At 68.1% G+C, this 19,450-nt stretch carries 18 protein-coding genes; 11 read left to right on the top strand and 7 right to left on the bottom strand.

Features of this window, described 5'->3' with window-relative positions:
• Positions 1–32: 32 nt before the first annotated feature.
• A complete protein-coding gene (locus JJB11_RS07805) occupies positions 33–812 on the bottom strand; it encodes a pseudouridine synthase (protein ID WP_201168025.1) in 780 nt (259 codons plus the stop codon).
• A complete protein-coding gene (locus JJB11_RS07800; RefSeq protein ID WP_201168023.1) occupies positions 805–1,530 on the bottom strand; it encodes a Crp/Fnr family transcriptional regulator in 726 nt (241 codons plus the stop codon). Before JJB11_RS07800 ends, JJB11_RS07805 begins: the two co-directional genes overlap by 8 nt.
• 120 nt (positions 1,531–1,650) lie before the next feature.
• Between JJB11_RS07800 and JJB11_RS07795 the strand changes: the two genes are divergently transcribed.
• The 9 genes from JJB11_RS07795 (at position 1,651) to JJB11_RS07755 (ending at position 12,280) form a co-directional block, all read left to right on the top strand.
• Positions 1,651–3,585 (top strand): AMP-dependent synthetase/ligase, encoded by a 1,935-nt coding sequence (locus tag JJB11_RS07795; RefSeq protein WP_201168021.1) that lies wholly within the window; start codon positions 1,651–1,653, stop codon positions 3,583–3,585.
• Positions 3,582–4,412: an ABC transporter ATP-binding protein gene (locus JJB11_RS07790; RefSeq protein ID WP_201168019.1), complete on the top strand. Its 831-nt coding sequence runs from the start codon at positions 3,582–3,584 to the stop codon at positions 4,410–4,412. The genes JJB11_RS07795 and JJB11_RS07790 overlap by 4 nt, the downstream gene beginning before the upstream one ends.
• Complete coding sequence (locus JJB11_RS07785; protein WP_201168017.1) at positions 4,412–5,341, top strand: branched-chain amino acid ABC transporter permease; 930 nt, start codon at positions 4,412–4,414, stop codon at positions 5,339–5,341. The genes JJB11_RS07790 and JJB11_RS07785 overlap by 1 nt, the downstream gene beginning before the upstream one ends.
• Positions 5,342–5,353: 12 nt before the next feature.
• Positions 5,354–6,430 (top strand): branched-chain amino acid ABC transporter permease, encoded by a 1,077-nt coding sequence (locus JJB11_RS07780; protein WP_201168015.1) that lies wholly within the window; start codon positions 5,354–5,356, stop codon positions 6,428–6,430.
• A gap of 74 nt (positions 6,431–6,504) precedes the next feature.
• Entirely contained in the window at positions 6,505–7,818 is a 1,314-nt protein-coding gene (locus tag JJB11_RS07775; RefSeq protein ID WP_201168012.1) for an ABC transporter substrate-binding protein, read from the top strand.
• Between the two features lie 103 nt (positions 7,819–7,921).
• Positions 7,922–8,731, top strand: a complete 810-nt coding sequence (locus JJB11_RS07770) for an ABC transporter ATP-binding protein (RefSeq protein ID WP_201168009.1) — start codon at positions 7,922–7,924, stop codon at positions 8,729–8,731.
• Between the two features lie 14 nt (positions 8,732–8,745).
• The gene (locus tag JJB11_RS07765) at positions 8,746–9,996 is read left to right on the top strand and encodes a phenylacetate--CoA ligase family protein (protein ID WP_201168006.1); all 1,251 of its coding nucleotides are present in this window, start codon (positions 8,746–8,748) and stop codon (positions 9,994–9,996) included.
• Positions 9,997–10,138: 142 nt separating this feature from the next.
• The gene (locus tag JJB11_RS07760; protein ID WP_201168002.1) at positions 10,139–11,122 is read left to right on the top strand and encodes a tripartite tricarboxylate transporter substrate-binding protein; all 984 of its coding nucleotides are present in this window, start codon (positions 10,139–10,141) and stop codon (positions 11,120–11,122) included.
• A 150-nt stretch (positions 11,123–11,272) separates the two neighbouring features.
• On the top strand, positions 11,273–12,280 hold the full coding sequence (locus JJB11_RS07755; protein ID WP_201167999.1) for a Bug family tripartite tricarboxylate transporter substrate binding protein: 1,008 nt from the start codon (positions 11,273–11,275) through the stop codon (positions 12,278–12,280).
• Positions 12,281–12,334: 54 nt separating this feature from the next.
• Here JJB11_RS07755 and JJB11_RS07750 read toward each other — a convergent pair whose 3' ends face one another.
• Positions 12,335–12,658 (bottom strand): DUF1840 domain-containing protein, encoded by a 324-nt coding sequence (locus JJB11_RS07750; RefSeq protein WP_201167996.1) that lies wholly within the window; start codon positions 12,656–12,658, stop codon positions 12,335–12,337.
• 10 nt (positions 12,659–12,668) lie between these two features.
• Positions 12,669–13,931 (bottom strand): class I SAM-dependent methyltransferase, encoded by a 1,263-nt coding sequence (locus JJB11_RS07745; protein ID WP_201167993.1) that lies wholly within the window; start codon positions 13,929–13,931, stop codon positions 12,669–12,671.
• Between the two features lie 137 nt (positions 13,932–14,068).
• Between JJB11_RS07745 and JJB11_RS07740 the strand changes: the two genes are divergently transcribed.
• Both JJB11_RS07740 and JJB11_RS07735 read left to right on the top strand, forming a co-directional pair.
• Entirely contained in the window at positions 14,069–14,548 is a 480-nt protein-coding gene (locus tag JJB11_RS07740; RefSeq protein ID WP_201167990.1) for a MarR family winged helix-turn-helix transcriptional regulator, read from the top strand.
• A complete protein-coding gene (locus JJB11_RS07735) occupies positions 14,545–16,170 on the top strand; it encodes an AMP-binding protein (protein ID WP_201167986.1) in 1,626 nt (541 codons plus the stop codon). The genes JJB11_RS07740 and JJB11_RS07735 overlap by 4 nt, the downstream gene beginning before the upstream one ends.
• A 113-nt stretch (positions 16,171–16,283) precedes the next feature.
• Here the strand turns inward: JJB11_RS07735 and JJB11_RS07730 are convergent, their stop codons facing one another.
• The 3 genes from JJB11_RS07730 to JJB11_RS07720 all read right to left on the bottom strand — a co-directional run bounded on the left by JJB11_RS07730 (position 16,284) and on the right by JJB11_RS07720 (position 19,400).
• On the bottom strand, positions 16,284–17,822 hold the full coding sequence (locus JJB11_RS07730) for a DHA2 family efflux MFS transporter permease subunit (protein WP_201964693.1): 1,539 nt from the start codon (positions 17,820–17,822) through the stop codon (positions 16,284–16,286).
• Positions 17,819–18,283, bottom strand: a complete 465-nt coding sequence (locus tag JJB11_RS07725) for a MarR family winged helix-turn-helix transcriptional regulator (RefSeq protein WP_201167983.1) — start codon at positions 18,281–18,283, stop codon at positions 17,819–17,821. Before JJB11_RS07725 ends, JJB11_RS07730 begins: the two co-directional genes overlap by 4 nt.
• Positions 18,284–18,383: 100 nt before the next feature.
• On the bottom strand, positions 18,384–19,400 hold the full coding sequence (locus JJB11_RS07720) for an ABC transporter substrate-binding protein (protein ID WP_201167980.1): 1,017 nt from the start codon (positions 19,398–19,400) through the stop codon (positions 18,384–18,386).
• Positions 19,401–19,450 lie beyond the last annotated feature (50 nt).

Below are 19,450 nucleotides of genomic sequence, written 5' to 3'. Positions count from 1 at the left end.
GCCCGTTGCGGGCCCGGCCGGCGGTCGACGGACTAGAAGCGCTCGTGCGGCGCGAGATAGCGCCACTGTCCCAGCGGCAACTGTCCGAGCGTCACGCGCCCGATGCGCACGCGCTTGAGGCCGACCACCTTCAGGCCGACCAGCTCGCACATCCGCCGGATCTGCCGCTTCTTGCCCTCCGTGAGCACGAAGCGCAACTGCTCCGGGTTCTGCCAGTCGACTTGCGCGGGCTTCAGCGGCTGGCCGTCCAGGCTGAGCCCGTGCCGCAGCCGCGCGAGCTGCGTCGACGGGAAGGCGGCCTGCACGTTGGTCGTGACCGCGCCGAAGGCCACGCGCACCAGGTACTCCTTCTCGACCCCCGAGTCCTCGCCGATCAACTGGCGCGCCACGCGGCCATCCTGCGTCAGAACGAGCAGCCCGGTGGAGTCGATGTCGAGACGGCCCGCGGGGGCCAGCCCCTTCAGCTGCGTGGGCGCGAAGCGCTGCGGCGCCGCGTCGCCCTTCCAGCGCGTGCGTCCCTGCACGAGCACGACTGCAGGCTCATGGCCGTCCTCGGCCTGTCCGCTCACGTAGCCGATCGGCTTGTGCAGCAGGATCGTGACCTGCTCGCGTTGCTGGCCGCGGGCGCGCGGATCGATATCGATGCGCGCCTGCGGCCCGACCTGCAGGCCCATGGGCGCGACCTTTCCATCGACCTTCACCCAGCCGCGGCCGATCCAGTCGTCCGCCTCCCGGCGCGAGCACAGCCCGAGTTCGGCCATGCGCTTGTTCAATCGGGTGGTTCCGCCAGGGGCGGTCGGCAGGTCAGGCATGGGATCGGAGTGGAAAGGGATTGGATCGCAGGGCGGGCAGGTCCAGGATGCGCAGCCCGCCGTATTCGACCCGAATGATGCCTTGCTCCTGCAGCGACGAGAGCGCCTCGTTCACCCGCTGCCGCGACAGGCCCACCAGGTACGCAAGCTCCTGTTGCGTGATGCGCAGCATTTCGCCGACGCCGGGGAACAGCACCGGGTTGAACAGCGCGGCCAGGTTGCGCGCGACGCGCAGGTCGGGGTTGACCATGCGGTCGATCTCGCGCGCGGCGATGAACTGCGCGAGCCGTTCGTTGAGCTGGTTCATCACGAAGCGGTTGAACGCGATGGAATGATCCAGCAGCCAGTGGAAGGTGTCGGCCGGCAACCCGGCGACGACGCTCCTTCTCAAGGCCTGGATGTTGTAGCGATAGACCTCGCGCTTGAGCACCGTGCCTTCGCCGAACCAGCCGCCGGGCGGCAGTCCGCTGAACGTGATGGTCTGCCCCTGCTCGTTGTCACTGCTCATTTTCAGCAGGCCTTCGACCACGCCGAACCAGTACGTCACGGGGCGCCCCACGCGGCAGACGTAGTCGCCGGACAGGGCATCGCCCACCTTGATGTCCGCCACCGCGCGCTCGCGCTCGGCCGGCCCGAGCAGCGCCAGCCACGGGATGCCCGCGAGCTCCTGCGGCGTCGCGGGGCGCCGGCGCTGATGCAGTGTGAGTTCGGTCGTCATGGGGGTAGCAGGCTGCGGGCACGCCCTATCAGGATTATCCCTAGGAATGTCGTCGCGAAGACAGATCGGCGTCAAACCCCTCCCTACATTGGCCGCTCAGACCCGCTACGCGAGGACGGCATGGAGACCACTTTCCCGCGGCTGCTGTGGCAGCACGCAGCGCAGCGGCCCACCGCGGCCGCGATGCGCGAGAAGGAATACGGCATCTGGCAGACGCTCACGTGGGCAGAGCTGGCCGGCATGGTGGAGTCGCTCGCCTGCGGGCTGCACAGCGCCGGACTGGCGCGGGGCGAGCACATCGTGATCGTCGGCGCGAACCGGCCCCGCCTCTACGCGACCATGCTGGCGGCACAGGCGCTGGGCGCCATCCCCGTGCCGCTGTACCAGGACGCGGTGGCTGCGGAATGCGTCTTCCCGATCAACAACGCCGAAGTGCGCTTCGCGCTCGCCGAGGACCAGGAGCAGGTCGACAAGCTGCTGGAGATCCGCGCCCAGTGCCCGCAGCTGGCGCACATCTACTACGACGACCCGCGGGGGCTGCGCAACTACAGCGAGCCCGGGCTGCAAGCGCTGGATGCCTTGCTGCACTCCGGTGCTGCATTCGCGCGCGAGCACGCGGACTTCCTGCGGGGCGAGATCGAGCGAGGCACGCCGGACGACGTCGCGGCCATGTTCTTCACTTCCGGCACCACGGGCCAGCCGAAGGGCGTCGTGCACACGCACCGGACCTTGCTCGATCGTGCGAGTGCCGGCGCCGAGTTCGACCACCTCACGGAGCACGAGGAGGTCCTCGCCTACCTCCCGCCCGCGTGGGTCGGGCAGAACATCTTCAGCTACGCGCAATGGCTGGCGTGCGGCTACGTGGTGAACTGCCCCGAGTCGGCCGGTACGGTGATGATCGACCTGCGGGAGATCGGCCCGACGTACTACTTCGCGCCGCCCCGGATCTTCGAAAGCCTGCTGACGAGCGTGACGATCCGCATGGAAGATGCCAGTGCGCTGAAGCGGCGCATGTTCAAGGCGTGCATGGATCTCGCGCGACGCGTCGGTCCGGCCTTGCGCGACGGCAAGGCCGTGCCCTGGTTCGATCGCCTGAAATACGCGCTGGGCAACCTGCTGGTGTACGGGCCGCTGCGCAACAACCTGGGTCTTTCCCGCGTGCGCGTGGCCTACACGGCCGGCGAAGCGATCGGCCCGGATCTCTTCTCCTTCTATCGCGCGATCGGCGTGAACCTGAAGCAGCTTTACGGCAGCACGGAAACCGCAGTGTTCGTGTGCATGCAACCCGACAACCAGGTGCGCTCCGACACCGTCGGCGTGCCCTGCCGCGGCGTGGAGATCCGGCTTGCCGACACCGGCGAGATCCTGGTGCGTTCGCCGGGCCTGCTGAAGGAGTACTACAAGAACCCGCAGGCCACGGCCGAAGTGAAGACGGCGGACGGCTGGTACCGCACCGGGGACGCCGGCTTCCTCGATGCGACCGGGCAGCTGAAGATCATCGACCGCGCCAAGGACGTCGGCCGCCTGGCCGACGGCACGATGTTCGCGCCCAAGTACATCGAGAACAAGCTCAAGTTCTTCCCGCACATCAAGGAAGCCGTCGCCATCGGTGACCGGCGCGAGATGGTGTGCGCGATGATCAACATCGATTTCGACGCGGTCGGCAACTGGGCCGAGCGCCGCAATCTCGCCTATGCCGGCTACACCGATCTCGCGCAGAAGCCGGAGGTCTACGCGCTCATCAAGGAGTGCGTCGAGAAGGTCAACGCGGACCTCGCCGCCGATGAGAAGCTCGCGGGCAGCCAGGTCCATCGCTTCCTGGTCCTGCACAAGGAGCTGGATGCGGACGACGGCGAGCTCACGCGCACCAACAAGGTCCGGCGCGGCTTCGTGGCGGAGAAGTACCAGGCGCTGGTCGATGCGCTGTACGGCGGCAAGGATGCGCAGTACATCGAGACACAGGTGCGCTTCGAGGACGGCCGCACGGGCGTGGTGAGCGCCACGCTGAAGATCATGGATGCGCGCACCTTCGCGCCGGTGCGGGCGGCCGCATGAAGATCGTCGACGATCCGGGCGTGGTGGCAGCGCCCCCGGCAACCGGCGGGCGCAAGCTGGGCGAGGTGATCCTCGACGTGCGGAACATCTCGCTTGCCTTCGGCGGCGTCAAGGCGCTGACGGACATCTCCTTCGACGTGCGCGAGCACGAGGTGCGCGCCATCATCGGCCCCAACGGCGCCGGCAAGAGCTCGCTGCTCAACTGCATCAACGGCGTGTACCAGCCGCAGGAAGGCACCATCACCTTCCGCGGGCGGGGCTTCCACCACATGAAGAGCCGGCAGGTGGCCGAGATGGGCATCGCCCGCACCTTCCAGAACCTGGCGCTCTTCAAGGGCATGAGCGTGCTCGACAACATCATGACCGGGCGCAACCTGCGCATCCGCAGCAACCTGCTGCTGCAGGCGCTGCGCATCGGCCCCGCCGAACGCGAGGAGACGCGGCACCGGGAGGCGGTCGAACGCATCATCGATTTCCTCGAGATCCAGCCTTACCGCAAGGTGCCCGTCGGCCAGCTGCCGTACGGACTGCAGAAGCGCGTGGACCTCGGCCGCGCCCTCGCGATGGAGCCGCAGGTGCTGCTGCTCGACGAACCGATGGCGGGCATGAACCTCGAGGAGAAGCAGGACATGTGCCGCTTCATCCTCGACGTGAACGACGAGTTCGGCACGACGGTGGTCCTGATCGAGCACGACATGGGCGTGGTGATGGACATCTCCGACCGCGTGGTGGTGCTGGACTACGGCCGCAAGATCGGCGACGGCGTGCCGCACGTGGTCCGCAACGATCCGGACGTGATCAAGGCCTACCTCGGGACGCAACACTGATGGGCTTCTTCCTCGAAACCCTTCTCGGCGGCCTGATGGCCGGCATGCTCTATTCGCTGGTCGCGCTCGGCTTCGTGCTGATCTTCAAGGCCTCCGGCGTCTTCAACTTCGCGCAGGGTGCGATGGTGCTGTTCGCGGCGCTGGCGATGGCGCGCTTCGCCGAGTGGATTCCTGCGTGGACCGGCATCCAGAGCCTGCTGTTCGCCAACGTCGCCGCCTTCCTCATTGCAGGCGCGATCATGTTCGTGGTCGCGTGGCTGATCGAGTCGCTGGTGCTGCGCCACCTGGTGAACCAGGAAGGCGCGACGCTGCTGATGGCTACTCTGGGCATCACCTACTTCCTCGAAGGCCTGGGCCAGAGCCTGTTCGGCAACAGCATCTACAAGATCGACATCGGCATGCCCAAGGATCCGGTGATCGCCTTCGACAAGGTGTTCGAAGGCGGCGTCCTGATCAACCAGGAGGACCTGATCGCGGCCCTGATCTCCGCGGCCCTGGTCGTCGTCCTAAGCCTGTTCTTCCAGAAGACGTCCACCGGCCGCGCGTTGCGCGCCGTGGCGGACGACCACCAGGCCGCGCAGTCCATCGGCATTCCGCTCGCGCGCATCTGGGTGATCGTGTGGTGCGTGGCCGGCGTCGTGGCGCTGGTGGCCGGCATGATCTGGGGCAGCAAGCTCGGCGTGCAGTTCTCGCTGGCAACGATCGCATTGCGCGCGCTGCCCGTCGTCATCCTCGGCGGACTCACCTCCGTGCCGGGCGCGATCATCGGCGGGCTGATCATCGGCGTGGGCGAGAAGCTCTCGGAGGTCTACATCGGCCCGCTGGTGGGCGGCGGCATCGAGATCTGGTTCGCCTACGTGCTCGCCCTCGCCTTCCTGCTCGTGCGCCCGCAGGGGCTGTTCGGCGAAAAAATCATCGATCGCGTGTAAGGAAGACGAAGCATGCTTTACCGCGAAAACGGCCAATTCAAGACCAGCTACCGCGCCGACCAGCAGATCTTCCCGATCCTGCAGGATCGCTGGGCCATGCTGGCGCTGCTGGTGGTGGCCTACGTCGCCGTGCCGCTGCTGGCCAGCCCCTACCTGTTCCCCGCGGTGCTGATTCCGTTCCTGATCATGGCGCTCGCGGCGCTGGGCGTGAACATCCTGGTGGGCTACTGCGGGCAGATCTCGCTTGGCTCCGGCGCGTTCATGGCCGTGGGCGCCTACGGGGCGTACAACTTCTTCGTGCGCATTCCCGGCATGCCGCTCATTGCGGCGGTGATCCTCGGTGGGTTGTGCGCGATGCTGTTCGGCATCCTGTTCGGCCTGCCGAGCCTGCGCGTGAAAGGCCTTTACCTCGCGGTGGCGACACTCGCGGCGCAGTTCTTCGCCGACTGGATGTTCCTGCGGATCAAGTGGCTGACCAACGACTCGTCCTCCGGCTCCGTCTCGGTGAGTGCCTTGCAGGTGTTCGGCTTTTCGCTGGAAAGCGACGCGGCGAAATACTGGTTCTGCCTCACCGTCCTCGTGCTCACCGCACTGCTCGCGAAGAACCTGGTGCGCGGCGCCATCGGCCGCGAGTGGATGGCGATCCGCGACATGGACGTGGCCGCTGCGGTGATCGGCATCCGCCCGATGTACGCCAAGCTCACCGCCTTCGCGGTCAGCTCGTTCATCGTGGGCATGGCCGGAGCGCTGTGGGCCTTCGTCTATCTCGGCGCCTGGGAACCGGCGGCGTTCTCGGTGGAGCAATCCTTCCGGCTGCTGTTCATGGTGATCATCGGCGGGCTGGGCTCCATCACGGGTGCGTTCTTCGGCGCCGCTTTCATCGTGGTCCTGCCGATCTTCCTGACCAACGTGCTGCCCGGCTTCACCGCGCTGTTCGGGCTGCACATCGACACCGCGGGACTCGATCACGCGCAGGTCATGGTGTTCGGCGCACTGATCGTCTGGTTCCTGGTGGTCGAGCCGCATGGGCTGGCTCGCCTGTGGGCCACGGGCAAGCAGAAGCTGCGCCTGTGGCCCTTCCCGCATTGATGCTCGCAAGCCCGGATGCGCGCAGCCGACCCATCGCGTCCACTGACGCTTCTCACCCCCAGAAGGAGACATCCATGAAGTTTCGATCTTTCGCCGTGGCGGGCTTGCTGGCGGCTGCGGCCGCCGGCGCCTTCGCCCAGGCCAAGGAGCAGTTCTTCCCCTTGCTGTCCTACCGTACGGGGCCCTATGCGCCGAACGGCACGCCGTGGGCGAACGGCAAGCAGGACTACCTGAAGATGATCAATGCCCGCGACGGCGGCATCAACGGCGTGAAGCTCACCTGGGAGGAATGCGAAACCGGCTATGCCACCGACAAGGGCGTGGAGTGCTACGAGCGCCTCAAGTCGCATCCCGGCGTCGCGCTGTTCGACCCGCAGGCAACCGGCATCACGTTCGCGCTGACCGAGAAGGTGCCGGCGGACAAGATCCCGCTCATCACACTGGGCTACGGCCTGGCGGTCTCCCAGGACGGCAACGCCTTCAAGTGGAACTTCCCCATCATGGGCAGCTACTGGACGGGCGCCGACATCCTGATCCAGAGCATCGCCAAGCGCGAGGGCGGCTTCGACAAGCTCAAGGGCAAGAAGATCGCGCTCGTGTACCACGACTCGCCTTTCGGCAAGGAGCCGATCCCGCTGCTGCAGGAGCGCGCGAAGATGCACGGCTTCCAGCTGGAACTGATCCCCGTGACCGCGCCCGGCGTGGAGCAGAAGGCCGCCTGGCTGCAGGTGCGCCAGCAGCGGCCCGACTACGTGCTGCTGTGGGGCTGGGGCGTGATGAACTCCACCGCCCTGAAGGAAGCGCAGGCCACCGGCTATCCGCGCGACAAGATGTATGGCGTGTGGTGGTCGGGTGCGGAACCGGACGTGAAGGACGTGGGTGAAGGCGCCAAGGGCTACAACGCGCTGGCGCTCAATACCTCGGGCCAGCAGCCCAAGGTGATCCAGGACATCCTGAAGTACGTGCACGACAAGGGCCAGGGCACGGGACCGCGCGACGAGGTCGGCTCCGTGCTGTACACGCGCGGCGTGATCATCCAGATGCTCGGCGTCGAAGCCGTGCGGCGCGCACAGGAGCGCTTCGGCAAGGGCAAGGTCATGACCGGCGAGCAGGTGCGCTGGGGCCTGGAGAACCTCGCGCTCGACCAGAAGCGCCTGGATGCGCTGGGCTTCGCGGGCGTGCTGCGGCCGATCAGCACCTCCTGCCAGGACCACATGGGTTCGACCTGGGCGCGCATCGAGACCTGGGACGGCAAGCAGTGGAAGCTGTCGAACGACTGGTACGAGGCCGACGAGCAGATCATCAAGCCGATGGTGAAGACCGGCGCGGAAAAGTACCTCGCCGACAAGAAGATGCAGCGCCGCGCGCCGGCGGACTGCCAGTCCTGACGGCACCCTCCCCTGCCCCTCCCGCCAGGCGGGAGGGGACGCGGCTCCACAGAGCCGCCAATCGAAAGGCCCAGGGCCTTTCGATTGGTCAACACCGCACACCATGAACGACCGCAAGATCATCATCGACGTCAACGGCATCGAGGTCATCTACAACCACGTGATCCTCGTGCTCAAGGGCGTGTCGCTGCAGGTGCCCGAGGGCGGCATCGTGGCGCTGCTCGGGGGGAATGGCGCGGGCAAGACGACCACCTTGCGCGCGATCTCGAACCTGCTGGCGGGCCAGCGCGGCGCGGTGACGAAGGGATCGATCGAGCTGCGTGGTGAACGCATCGAGAACCTCACGCCAGCGGACCTCGTGCGCCGCGGCGTCGTGCAGGTGATGGAGGGCCGGCATTGCTTCGCCCACCTCACCATCGAGGAGAACCTGCTGACCGGCTCCTACACGCGCACGAGCCGCTCCGAGATCGCCACCAACCTGGAGAAGGTCTACACCTACTTCCCGCGCCTGAAGCAGCGGCGCGATTCGCAGGCGGCCTACACCTCCGGTGGCGAGCAGCAGATGTGCGCCATCGGCCGGGCGCTCATGGCCAGCCCGAGCGTCGTGCTGCTGGACGAGCCCTCGATGGGTCTGGCGCCGCAGATCGTGGAGGAAGTGTTCGAAATCGTGAAGGACCTCAACACGCGCGAGCGGGTCACCTTCCTGCTGGCAGAGCAGAACACCGGGATGGCCCTGAGGTACGCGGGCTATGGCTATATCCTCGAGAGCGGACGTGTCGTGATGGACGGTCCGGCCTCGGAGCTCGCCAGCAACGAGGACGTCAAGGAGTTCTACCTCGGCGTCGGCGGCAGCGAGCGCAGGAGCTTCCGCGAGGTCAAGAGCTACCGGCGGCGCAAGCGCTGGCTGGCGTGAACCGGGAACCCAGGATGGACAAGGACCACTACGACGAGCTGGAGACGCGCTCCGCCGCGCAGCGCGAGGCGCAGCTGATGGCGGGCCTGCCCGGGCAGGTCCACCACGCGCAGCGCAACACCGCGGCCTTTGCCGAGATCCTCGCAGGCGTCGATGCCTTGCAGGTGAGCTCGCGCGCAGCGCTCGCCAGGTTGCCCGTCACGCGCAAGGGCGACCTGCAGGCACGCCAGCGGGCGCAGCAACCGGCGGATCCCTTCGGCGGATTCTCGGCGCTCGTGCGCGGCGCCGGCATGCCCCGCATCTATGCGTCGCCCGGGCCGATCTACGAACCGGAGGGCAGCACGCGCGACTACTGGCGCATCGGCCGCGCCATGTACGCCGCCGGCTTCCGTGCGGGCGACCTCGTGCACAACGCGTTCAGCTATCACATGACGCCCGGCGCCTTCCTCATGGAGTCGGGCGCGCACGCCATCGGCTGCTCGGTGTTCCCGGCCGGCGTCGGACAGACCGAGCAGCAGCTGCAGGCCATCCGCGAGCTGCGGCCGGTCGCCTATGCGGGCACGCCCAGCTTCCTGCGCATCCTCGTCGAGAAGGCGCAGGAGGCCGGCAGCGACATCGCGAGCCTGCGCAAGGGCCTGGTCGGCGGCGAGGCGCTTCCGACTAGCCTGCGCGACTGGTTCCAGGAACGCGGCCTCGCGGTGTACCAGAGTTACGCGACGGCGGACCTGGGACTCATCGCCTACGAGACCTCCTCGCGCGAAGGACTGGTGGTGGACGAAGGCGTGCTCGTGGAGATCGTGCGCCCCGGCACGGGCGACCCCGTCGCCGCCGGCGAAGTCGGCGAGGTGGTGGTGACCACCATGAACCCGGCGTATCCGCTGATCCGCTTCGGCACGGGTGACCTCTCCGCGGAGCTGCCGGGAGCCGACCCGACGGGCCGGACGAACATGCGCATCCGCGGCTGGCTCGGCCGTGCGGACCAGACCACCAAGATTCGCGGCATGTTCGTGCACCCCGGACAGGTCGCGGAGATCGTCCGGCGCTTCCCCGAGATCCTGCGCGCGCGGCTGGTGGTGAGCGGCGAAATGGCGAACGACCGCATGACGCTGCAGGTGGAGACCGCGGGCGCGCCCGCGGGCCTGGACGCGCGCATCGGCGAAGCGGTGCGCGACGTGACCAAGCTGCGCGCCGACGTGGAGCTGGTCGCACCCGGCACCCTGCCCAATGACGGCAAGGTGATCGAGGATGCACGCAGTTACAGATAAGGCCCCGGGCTGGGCGGCTGCGCCAGGGGCGCCGACGTAAAGCACGCGCTTTCCGGTCCGCGCCGGGTTGCATGTACGTAGTACCTGCAATGTGCGGGGCCGGGTGAATCCCTATGATCGCCCGGTTTCCCCCGGAGCCCCCATGAAGAAGCTGCTGCAATCGCTGGTACCCCTCGCCCTCGCGGCCGCCGCCCTGTCGGCCGCTGCCGCCGACGAATTCCCGTCCAAGCCCATCACCATCATCGTGCCCTTCGCCGCCGGCGGCCCCACCGACAAGGTGGCGCGCGACCTGGCGGAAGCGCTGCGCAAGCCGCTGGGTACCACGGTCATCGTGGACAACGCCGCCGGCGCCGGTGGCGCGATCGGCGCCAACAAGGTCGCCCGTGCGCAGCCCGATGGCTACACGCTGCTGCTGCATCACATCGGCATGGCCACCATGCCCACGCTGGTGCCCAACATCCCGTTCAAGGTCGAGAGCGACTTCGAGTACCTCGGCATGGTCAACGACGTGCCGATGACCATCATCGGCAAGCCCGGGCTGCCCGCGAACAACTACAAGGAACTGGTCGCCTGGATGCAGCAGAACAAGGGCCGCATCAACCTGGGCAACGCCGGCATCGGCTCGGCCTCGCACCTGTGCGGCCTGCTGTTCCAGCACGCAGTGGGCGTGGACATGACCCAGGTGCCGTACAAGGGCACGGGCCCGGCGATGACCGACCTGATGGGTGGCCAGATCGACCTGATGTGCGACCAGACCACCAACACCACCGGCGCGATCGAAGCCAGGAAGGTGAAGGTGTTCGCGGTGACGACGCCCAAGCGGCTGGCCGTGCCGGCGCTGAAGGACGTGCCGACCATGCAGGAGATGGGAGTCAAGGACTTCCAGGTCACCATCTTCCACGGCCTGTACGCACCCAAGGGCACGCCCGCGCCGGTGCTGAAGAAGCTGAACGACGCGCTGAAGACGGCGCTGAAGGACCCCGACTTCATCAAGCGCGAGGAATCGCTCGGCGCCGTGGTGGTGAACGACAAGCGCGTCGACCCGGCGGAGCACAAGAAGTTCGTGCACGGCGAGATCGCCAAGTGGACCCCGCTGATCAAGGCGGCGGGCGTGCACGTGGAGTGAGCGCGGCGGGGACGTCCGTCCCCGCGCCGTCAGCAATGCGAAGGCCGGAGCGATCCGGCCTTTTTGCATGGAGCTTCGGCGACACGTCGAGCGCCGGCGCCGCACGCGCCGGTGGCATCATCGAAGGCTGCCAGAACCACAGGAGATTCCATGGCTTCCCGTTCGCTCCCCCGCCGCACCCTGCTCGCTTCCCTGGTGCTCGCCGGGCTGATGCCGCTGTCTTCGTTCGCGCAGTCGAACTGGCCGACCCGGCCCGTTCGCGTCATCGTGCCCTTCGCCGCCGGGGGAACGACCGACATCCTCGCACGCGTGGTGGCACAGGAGCTCACCAGGAGCTTCGGCCAGACCTTCATCGTCGACAACAAGCCGGGCGCGGGCGGCAACATCGGCGCCGACCTGGTCGCGAAGGCGCCTGCGGACGGCTACACGCTGCTCATGGGCACCGTGGGCACGCAGGCCATCAACAAGTGGCTGTACGCGAAGATGCCCTTCGATCCGCAGAAGGACTTCCAGCCGGTCACGCTGGTGGCCGGCGTGCCCAACGTCATGGTGGTCAACACGCAGAAGGCGAGCGAGCGCCACATCGCCAACGTGCAGGACTTCATCCGCTATGCCAAGGCGAATCCCGGCAAGCTGAACATGGCCTCGAGCGGCAACGGCACCTCGATCCACCTCGCGGGCGAGCTGTTCAAGACCATGACCGGCGTCTACATGACGCACTTCCCGTTCCAGGGCTCGAACCCCGCGCTCCTGAGCCTGATGTCGGGTGACATGGACGTCATGTTCGACAACCTGCCTTCGGCGATGCCGCACATCAAGGGCGGCAAGCTCAAGGCGCTGGCCGTGACGAGCGCGACGCGCTCGGCGGCGCTGCCCGACGTGCCGACCGTGGAGGAAGCGGGCGGCCCCGCGCTCAAGGGCTTCGAGGCGAGCTCCTGGTTCGGGCTGCTCGCGCCCGCCGGCACGCCGATGGCGATCGTGAACCGCGTGCAGCAGGAGACGGCGAAGGCCCTCGCCACGCCGGAGATGAAGGAGCGCCTGCTCGCGCAGGGCGCGATCCCCAGCGGCAACACGCCGGCGCAATTCGGCCAGTTCATCGACCGCGAGCTGAAGAAGTGGCGGCCCGTGGTGCAGGCCTCGGGCGCGAAGATCGACTGAGCGTCCGTTCGGTGTTGCGCGTTCAGCGTCCCGCCGGGCGCGCAACCCTCCCGCCTACACGCCCCAGACGATCTCCTTGCCCGCCTGGCTGCAGCGCCGCAGCATGTCCAGGAAGGGCACGGCACGCTGGCGCAGCGAGACCGCATCGAAACGCGGGGGTACCTGGCCCTTGGCCTTCGCCTCGTCGATCAGGGCCTGGTGCTCGGCCTCCTCGCGCGCGATCGCCTGCTCCAGGGCGGTGATCGCGCCGGGCATCTCCTCGGGCAGGATGATGCCCTTGGGAGCGGGATCCTTGCCCACGATCTCCAGCACGCGCCGGCCGTTCGGCTCCAGCATGATCAGGTCGCCGGCGGCCTTGGATTTGAACTTGTAGAGCATCGCCGCAGTATCAGCGATAGATGTAGTCGCGCGTGAACGGGTAGACCGACTGGGCGCCGCGCAGGCTGCCCGTGTTCATGTTGCCGTCCGGCCGCGTGGCCAGGATCTGGTGCAGCGCGATCCACCCGCGCTCGAAGCTCATGGCGCAACCCGCGAGATACAGCCGGTAGGCGCGCAACACGCGGCCGGCGCCGCTCTCGCCGTGGCTCTTCTTCAGGACCGCGTGCGCCTCGTCCAGCCGGGACTCCAGCGCATCGGACCACGCCCAAAGCGTGCGGGCGTAGTGCGGCCGCAGGTTTTCGGTGTCCACCATCTCCAGTCCCCCCACCGCCAGCTCGCGCAGCACCAGGCTGGGGTGCAGCAACTCGCCCCCGGGGAAGATGTACTTGCCGATGAAGTCGCCCATGCCGGCGCCCAGCTGGCCCGGCTCCAGGCTGCCGGCGGTGATGCCGTGGTTCATCACGAGGCCGCCCGGCGCCAGCAGGCGATGGATCTTGGAGAAGTAGTTCGCCATCTGCGCCTGTCCGACGTGCTCGAACATGCCGACGGAGGCGATCTTGTCGAAGGACTGGTCCTCCGGCAGGTCGCGGTAATCCAGCAGCAGCATCTTCACCCGGGACTGCAGGCCCTTCTGCTCGATCAGCCGGTTCACGTAGGCGTGCTGGTTGTTCGACAGCGTGATCCCGGTGGCGTTCACGCCGTAGTGCTCGGCCGCCCACAGCAGCAGGCCGCCCCAGCCGGCGCCGATGTCCAGGAAGCGCTCGCCCGGGTGCAGCATCAGCTTGCGGCAGATGTGGTCCAGCTTCGCCTCCTGCGCCTGCGCCACGTCCATGTCCGCTTCCCGGTAGTACGCGCAGGAGTACACGCGGCGCGGATCCAGCCAGAGCGCGTAGAAGTCGTCGGAGACGTCGTAGTGGAACCGGATCTGCTCCGCGTCCTTCTGCTGCGTGTGCGAGGCCAGCGACTTGGCCCGGCGCAGCATCTGCGTCCACCAGCTCGTGTCGCTCGCGACCGGCGTGCCGGGCAGCACCGCGGCAGCGGCGGTCATCACGTCGCGCATGCTGCCCTCGATGTTCAGGCGCTGCTCGACATAGTCCTCCCCGACCTTGCCGATCTGGCCGGCGGCGAGCGTCGCCACGCCGGACCAGTCGTGGAACTCGAGGCGCACGGCCGCGTCCGCCGGTCCCAGGCGCCGTTGACCAGGAAGCACCAGCGAGACGGAAACGGGGAGTTCGGCGAGTTGGGACTGCAGTTTTGTCAGGAGAGGTTCCATCCGTGAATTTTTGCTATCCGGCGCCGTTGGCGTCAACCAGAGGAATGTAGGACGGCGGCGCAAATCCGGGGACCAACCCCGTTGCAGGCCAATTAGTTCAAGCCTAAACTATTTAAATTAGAGCGAAGGACCTCACGATGGACATCGAAGCGCGCGCCCACAGCGAGCATCCCGAAGCCCTGCGCCTGTGGCTGCGCATGCTCACCTGCTCGCAGCTGGTGGAGAAGCAGGTGCGCACCCAGCTGCGCGAGCGGTTCGACACCACCCTGCCCCGGTTCGACCTGATGGCGCAACTCGAACGCGCGCCGGACGGCCTGAAGATGAACGAGCTCTCCCGCCGGATGATGGTCACCGGTGGCAATGTGACGGGGATCACCGACCAGCTCGTGGCCGAAGGCCTGGTGGAACGCATCGATGTCGAAGGCGACCGGCGCGCCTATCGGGTGCGGCTGACGCCCAAGGGACGCAAGTTGTTCAACGAGATGGCGCGCCAGCACGAGGACTGGATCGTGGACGCCTTCTCGGGCCTGAACGAGAAGGAGATCGGGACGCTCTACAAGCTGCTCGGCAAGGTCAAGGACCATGCCACGCAACCGCGCCAGGAGACCGCGCCATGAACGCACGCACCGCCTCCGCCCAGGTCGACCGCTTCGTGCACGACCGGCTGCCGCCCCCGGAACAGTGCCCCCAACTGCGCTACGACCTGCCGGAGCTGCAGCTGCCGGACCGCTGCAACGTCGTCGGGGAACTGCTGGACCGCGCGCCCGACAAGGGCTGGGGCGACCGGACTATGCTGCGCTCGCCGTCCCGCACCCTGAGCTATGCCGAAGCGCGCCAGGAGGTGGATCGCATCACACGCGTGCTGGTGGACGACCTCGGCCTGGTGCCCGGCAACCGGGTCCTGCTGCGCGGCGGCAATTCCATCGCGATGGCGCTCGCCTGGCTGGCGGTGGTGAAGGCCGGCGGCATCTCGGTGGCCACGATGCCGCTGCTGCGCGCGCGCGAGCTGGGCGACATCATCGACAAGGCGCAGCCGACGCTGGCCCTGTGCGACGCGCGCCTGCTCGACGAGCTGGAAGCCGCGCGGCAGGAGCGGCCGGTGCTTAGGACCGTCGTGCCCTTCAACGCGCCTTCGCTCGCCGGCTCGATGGAGCAGCGCGCGGCGGGCCGGCCTGCGCAATTCGACGCCTGCCCCACCGCGGCCGACGACATCGCCTTGCTGGCCTTCACCTCCGGCACCACCGGCAAGCCCAAGGCGGCCGTCCACACGCACCGCGACGTGCTGGCCGCCTGCGAGACCTGGCCGCGCCACCTGCTGCGCGCCACGCCCGAGGACATCGTGGTGGGCAGCCCCCCGCTGGCATTCACCTTCGGCCTGGGCGGCCTGCTGGTGTTCCCGATGTGGGCGGGCTGCTCCGTCTACTTCCCCGACGGACCGTACACGCCGGAGTCGTTCGTGCGCACCATCAACGAGGTCGGCGCCACCATCTGCTACACGGCACCGACGTTCTACCGCGCGGCGGCGCCGTTCGCCCGCGAACTGGGCGTCGGACGCCTGCACACCTGCGTGAGCGCGGGCGAAGGCTTGCCGGACGCGACCCGCCAGCTGTGGAAGGAGGCGAGCGGCATCGAGATGCTGGACGGCATCGGCGCGACCGAGATGTTCCACATCTTCATCTCCTCCGCCGGCGCGGACGTGCGGCGCGGCGCCATCGGCAAGGCGGTGCCGGGCTACCAGGCGAAGGTGGTGGACGACGACGGCCGCGAGGTGCAACGCGGCACGGTCGGCAAGCTCGCGGTCATCGGGCCCACCGGCTGCAGGTACCTGGACGATGCGCGCCAGGCGAACTACGTGCGCGACGGCTGGAACTACCCGGGTGACGCCTTCCTGCAGGACGCCGACGGCTACTTCTTCTACCAGGCGCGCGCCGACGACATGATCATCACGGCTGGCTACAACGTGGGCGGGCCGGAGGTGGAGGACGCCCTGCTGAAGCATCCGGCCGTGGCCGAGTGCGGCGTCATCGGCAAGCCCGACGACGAGCGCGGCATGATCGTGAAGGCCTTCTGCGTGCTCAAGCCAGGCCACGCGGCGGACGCCGCCATGGTGAAGACGCTGCAGGAGCACGTGAAAGGCATGATCGCGCCGTACAAGTACCCGCGCGAGATCGAGTTCGTGCCCAGCCTGCCGCGGACCGAGACGGGCAAGCTGCAGCGGTTTCGGTTGCGGCAGATGTGAGTGCTGGGGTTCGCTTTGCTCACCCCAGCCTACGACTGCCCGCCCCCAGCCTACGAATGCATTGATGGATCTCGTAGGCTGGCGGTGAGGCGCGAAGCGCCGAACCCCAGCGCTCAGTGCGGCATGTCGCCGCCGGCCTCCACGGCCTTGCGCTTCGGCGGCCGCACGATCATCAGCAGCGGAATCGTGACCAGCGTGACCGCCGCCATGATGCGGAAGTCGTTGACGTAGGCGAGCAGCGTCGCCTGCTGCGTCACCTGCGCGTTCAGCATCGCCAGCCCGGCTGCGCTGTCCACGCCCAGCCCCGGCGGCAGGTCCGCGAACCCCGGATTGCCCGGCGCGATGTAGGTCGAGAGCACGGCATGCGACTGCGCCGCGCCGCGCGTGAGCAGGGCCTGCACGATCGAGATGCCGACGCTGCCGCCGATGTTGCGCAGCAGGCTGTAGATGGGCGTGCCGTCGTTGCGCAGCCGCGGCGCCAGCGTGGCGAAGGCGGCGGCCGACAGCGGCACGAAGGTGAAGCCGATGCCCACGCCCTGGATGAAGCCGGACACGATGATCAGGTGGCTGTCCATCTGCAGCGTGATGTGCGTCATCTGCCACAGCGCCAGCGCCGTCAGGCCGAAGCCGGTGGCCATGATCAGGCGCAGGTCCACCCGCTGCACCAGCCGGCCGACCACGATCATGGCGATCATCGTCCCGATGCCGCGCGGCGCGGTGATGACGCCCGTATAGACGACGGGGTAACCCATGAGCCCCTGCAGGAACAGCGGCAGCAACGCCATCGTGCCGTACAGCACCATGCCGACGATGAAGCCGAAGAAGCAGCCGGTGACGAAGTTGCGGTCCTTCAGCAGAGCGCGGTCGACGAAGGACGCGCCCTGCACCGTGACCGTGTGCACCGCGAGGAAGGCGAACGCCACCAGTGCGCCCGCGGCTTCGAGCTTGATTTCCCAGGAGTCGAACCAGTCCTGCTGCTCGCCGCGATCGAGGAACAACTGCAGCAGGCCGATGCCGAGGCTGAGCGCGATGAAGCCGAACATGTCCAGCCTGCCGGCGGGTGGCCGGTTCTCCGGCAGGTAGCGCAGGATCCCGTAGAGCGCGAACGCGCCGACCGGCACGTTGATGAAGAACACCCAGCGCCAGTCGAGGTTCTCGGTGAGCCAGCCGCCCAGCATGGGGCCCAGGATCGGGCCGACCATGATGCCGGCGCCCCAGATGGCCATCGCCTGGCCGACTTTCTGCGGCGGGTTGATGTCCAGCAGCACGGCCTGCGACAGCGGCACCAGTGCGGCGCCGAACACGCCTTGCAGCAGGCGCGCGAGCACGATGCCGCCCAGCGAAGTGGAGATCCCGCAGAGCGCGGAGGCGGCCGTGAAGCCGATGACCGAGACCACGAACACCATGCGCCGCCCGTAGCGCGCGCACAGCCAGCCGGTGAGCGGCAGTGCGATCGCGGAGGCGACGATGTAGGAAGTCAGCACCCAGGTGATCTGGTCCTGGGACGCCTGCAGGCTGCCCTGCATGTGCGGCAGCGCCACGTTGGCGATGGTCGTGTCCAGCGCCTGCATGATGGTCGCCAGCATGATCGCGATGGTGATCATGCCCCGGTGCGGGACGTTGTTCGGATCGGTGATGGGCGCGACGCTCATGCACGCGCCTCCACGTCGTCCAGCGCCAGGATCCCCTCGCGCGCCTTCGCGAGCAGTGCCAGCAGTTGCGTGCGCTCGGCTGCGCTCAGGGCGGCGAGGCAACGCGCACTCAACTCATCGCCGATGTCCATCGCCTTGTCCAGCGCCTTGCGCGCGGCGGGCTTGATGTGCAGCCGGTTGACGCGCCGGTCCTCGGGGTGCGCGCGCCGCTCGATCCAGCCGGCGGCCGCGAGGCGATCGCACATGGTCGCGACCGCCATGGCGGTCAGCCCCATCTTCTGCGCGAGCTCCGCCTGCGACAGCGGCTCCTCGCCTTCATGCCAGGCGAGCACGGCCAGCAGCCGGCACTGCGCCTGCGAGAGGCCCAGCCGTTCCCGCGCGAGGCGGTCGAACTGTTGCGAATACTGGCGGCTCACGTCGTTGACGAGGAAGCCGAAACGATGGGTCAACGCGGGTTTCATCAGCACGTTGATTATAAACATGCTTATGAATTCGACGCAGGCGAGCCGTCGCGCCGGTGCGACGGCAAGTTCCTGCCCCAGGTAACGCAGTGCCGCCGCGCTAGCCGGCCGTCGCCTCGCGCCAGTAGCGCCGGTCGAGGTACTTGTCGGGGTCGGTGAGCTGCCGCGGCGGCTCGCCGAGCCTGCCGCGCAGCGCCAGCACGGCCTGCACGCCCTGCGGGTCCATGCCGACATCGTGGAAGAAGCCGCTGCGCGGATCGAGCATCAGCGCGCAGGACTGCTCCGCGATCGCCGGCGTCATCGCCGGCACGTTGGCCAGCAGCAGCTTCTGCGCGGCGGCGCGGTTGGCGGGATCCTCCAGCCAGACGACGGCATCGCGGTACGCGCGGATGAAGGCGACCACCTGCGCCGGATGCTGCTGCGCCCAGCTGCGGCGCGCCGCACCGACGATGCCCAGGTAGGGACCGATCACCTCGCGCGCGGTCGCCAGCTGGTTGAAGCCGCGGTTGCGCGCCTGCAGGTCGAAGGGCGCGCGCAGCATCGTCGCGTCGTGCTGGCGCTCCATCAGCGCGGCGAAGCGGCGGTCGGTGCCCCCGGCGCGCGCCCACTTCACCTCGGACTCCTGGACGCCGTTGCGCGCCAGCATCTCGCGCAGCGCGAAGGAGAAGCCGTTGCTCATCGCATCCACAGAGATCGTGCGGCCCTTCAGCTGCGCAACGGTCTTGACCTCCGGCACGGCGACCAGGCTCAGGAAGCCGTCGTCCGAGCCCATGAAGGCGAAGAAGTCGCTGGGCGGATCGAACTTCACCTCGCCCTGGCCCTCCTGGTAGGCCACGATGTTGTCGAAGGCGGTGATCGCCACGTCGTAGCGGCCCTCCATCAAGCCGCTGAAGACGTTGCGCGAGTCCGGCGTGACCTGCAGGTTGGCCACCAGCCCGTTCCGCGCGAAGAAGCCCTGGTCGCGCGCGGCCCACAAGGGCAGGTTGAAGCCGCCGCCGAAACTGATCACCGAGATGGGCTGCAGCGGACGCGGTCCTTGGGCGCAGCCGGAGGCAGCGAGCGCGGCGCCGGGAGCGGCGGCCAGGAGGGTGCGGCGGCGGAGGGTGAAGTCGTGCATGGGCGCGAGTGTCTGCGCGCCCCTCGCGCCCCGCAAGGAGGCGCACGCAA

Source organism: Ramlibacter ginsenosidimutans, from assembly GCF_016654015.1.
GTDB lineage: Bacteria > Pseudomonadota > Gammaproteobacteria > Burkholderiales > Burkholderiaceae_C > Ramlibacter > Ramlibacter ginsenosidimutans.
This window is presented reverse-complemented; position numbering and strand designations above follow the sequence as displayed.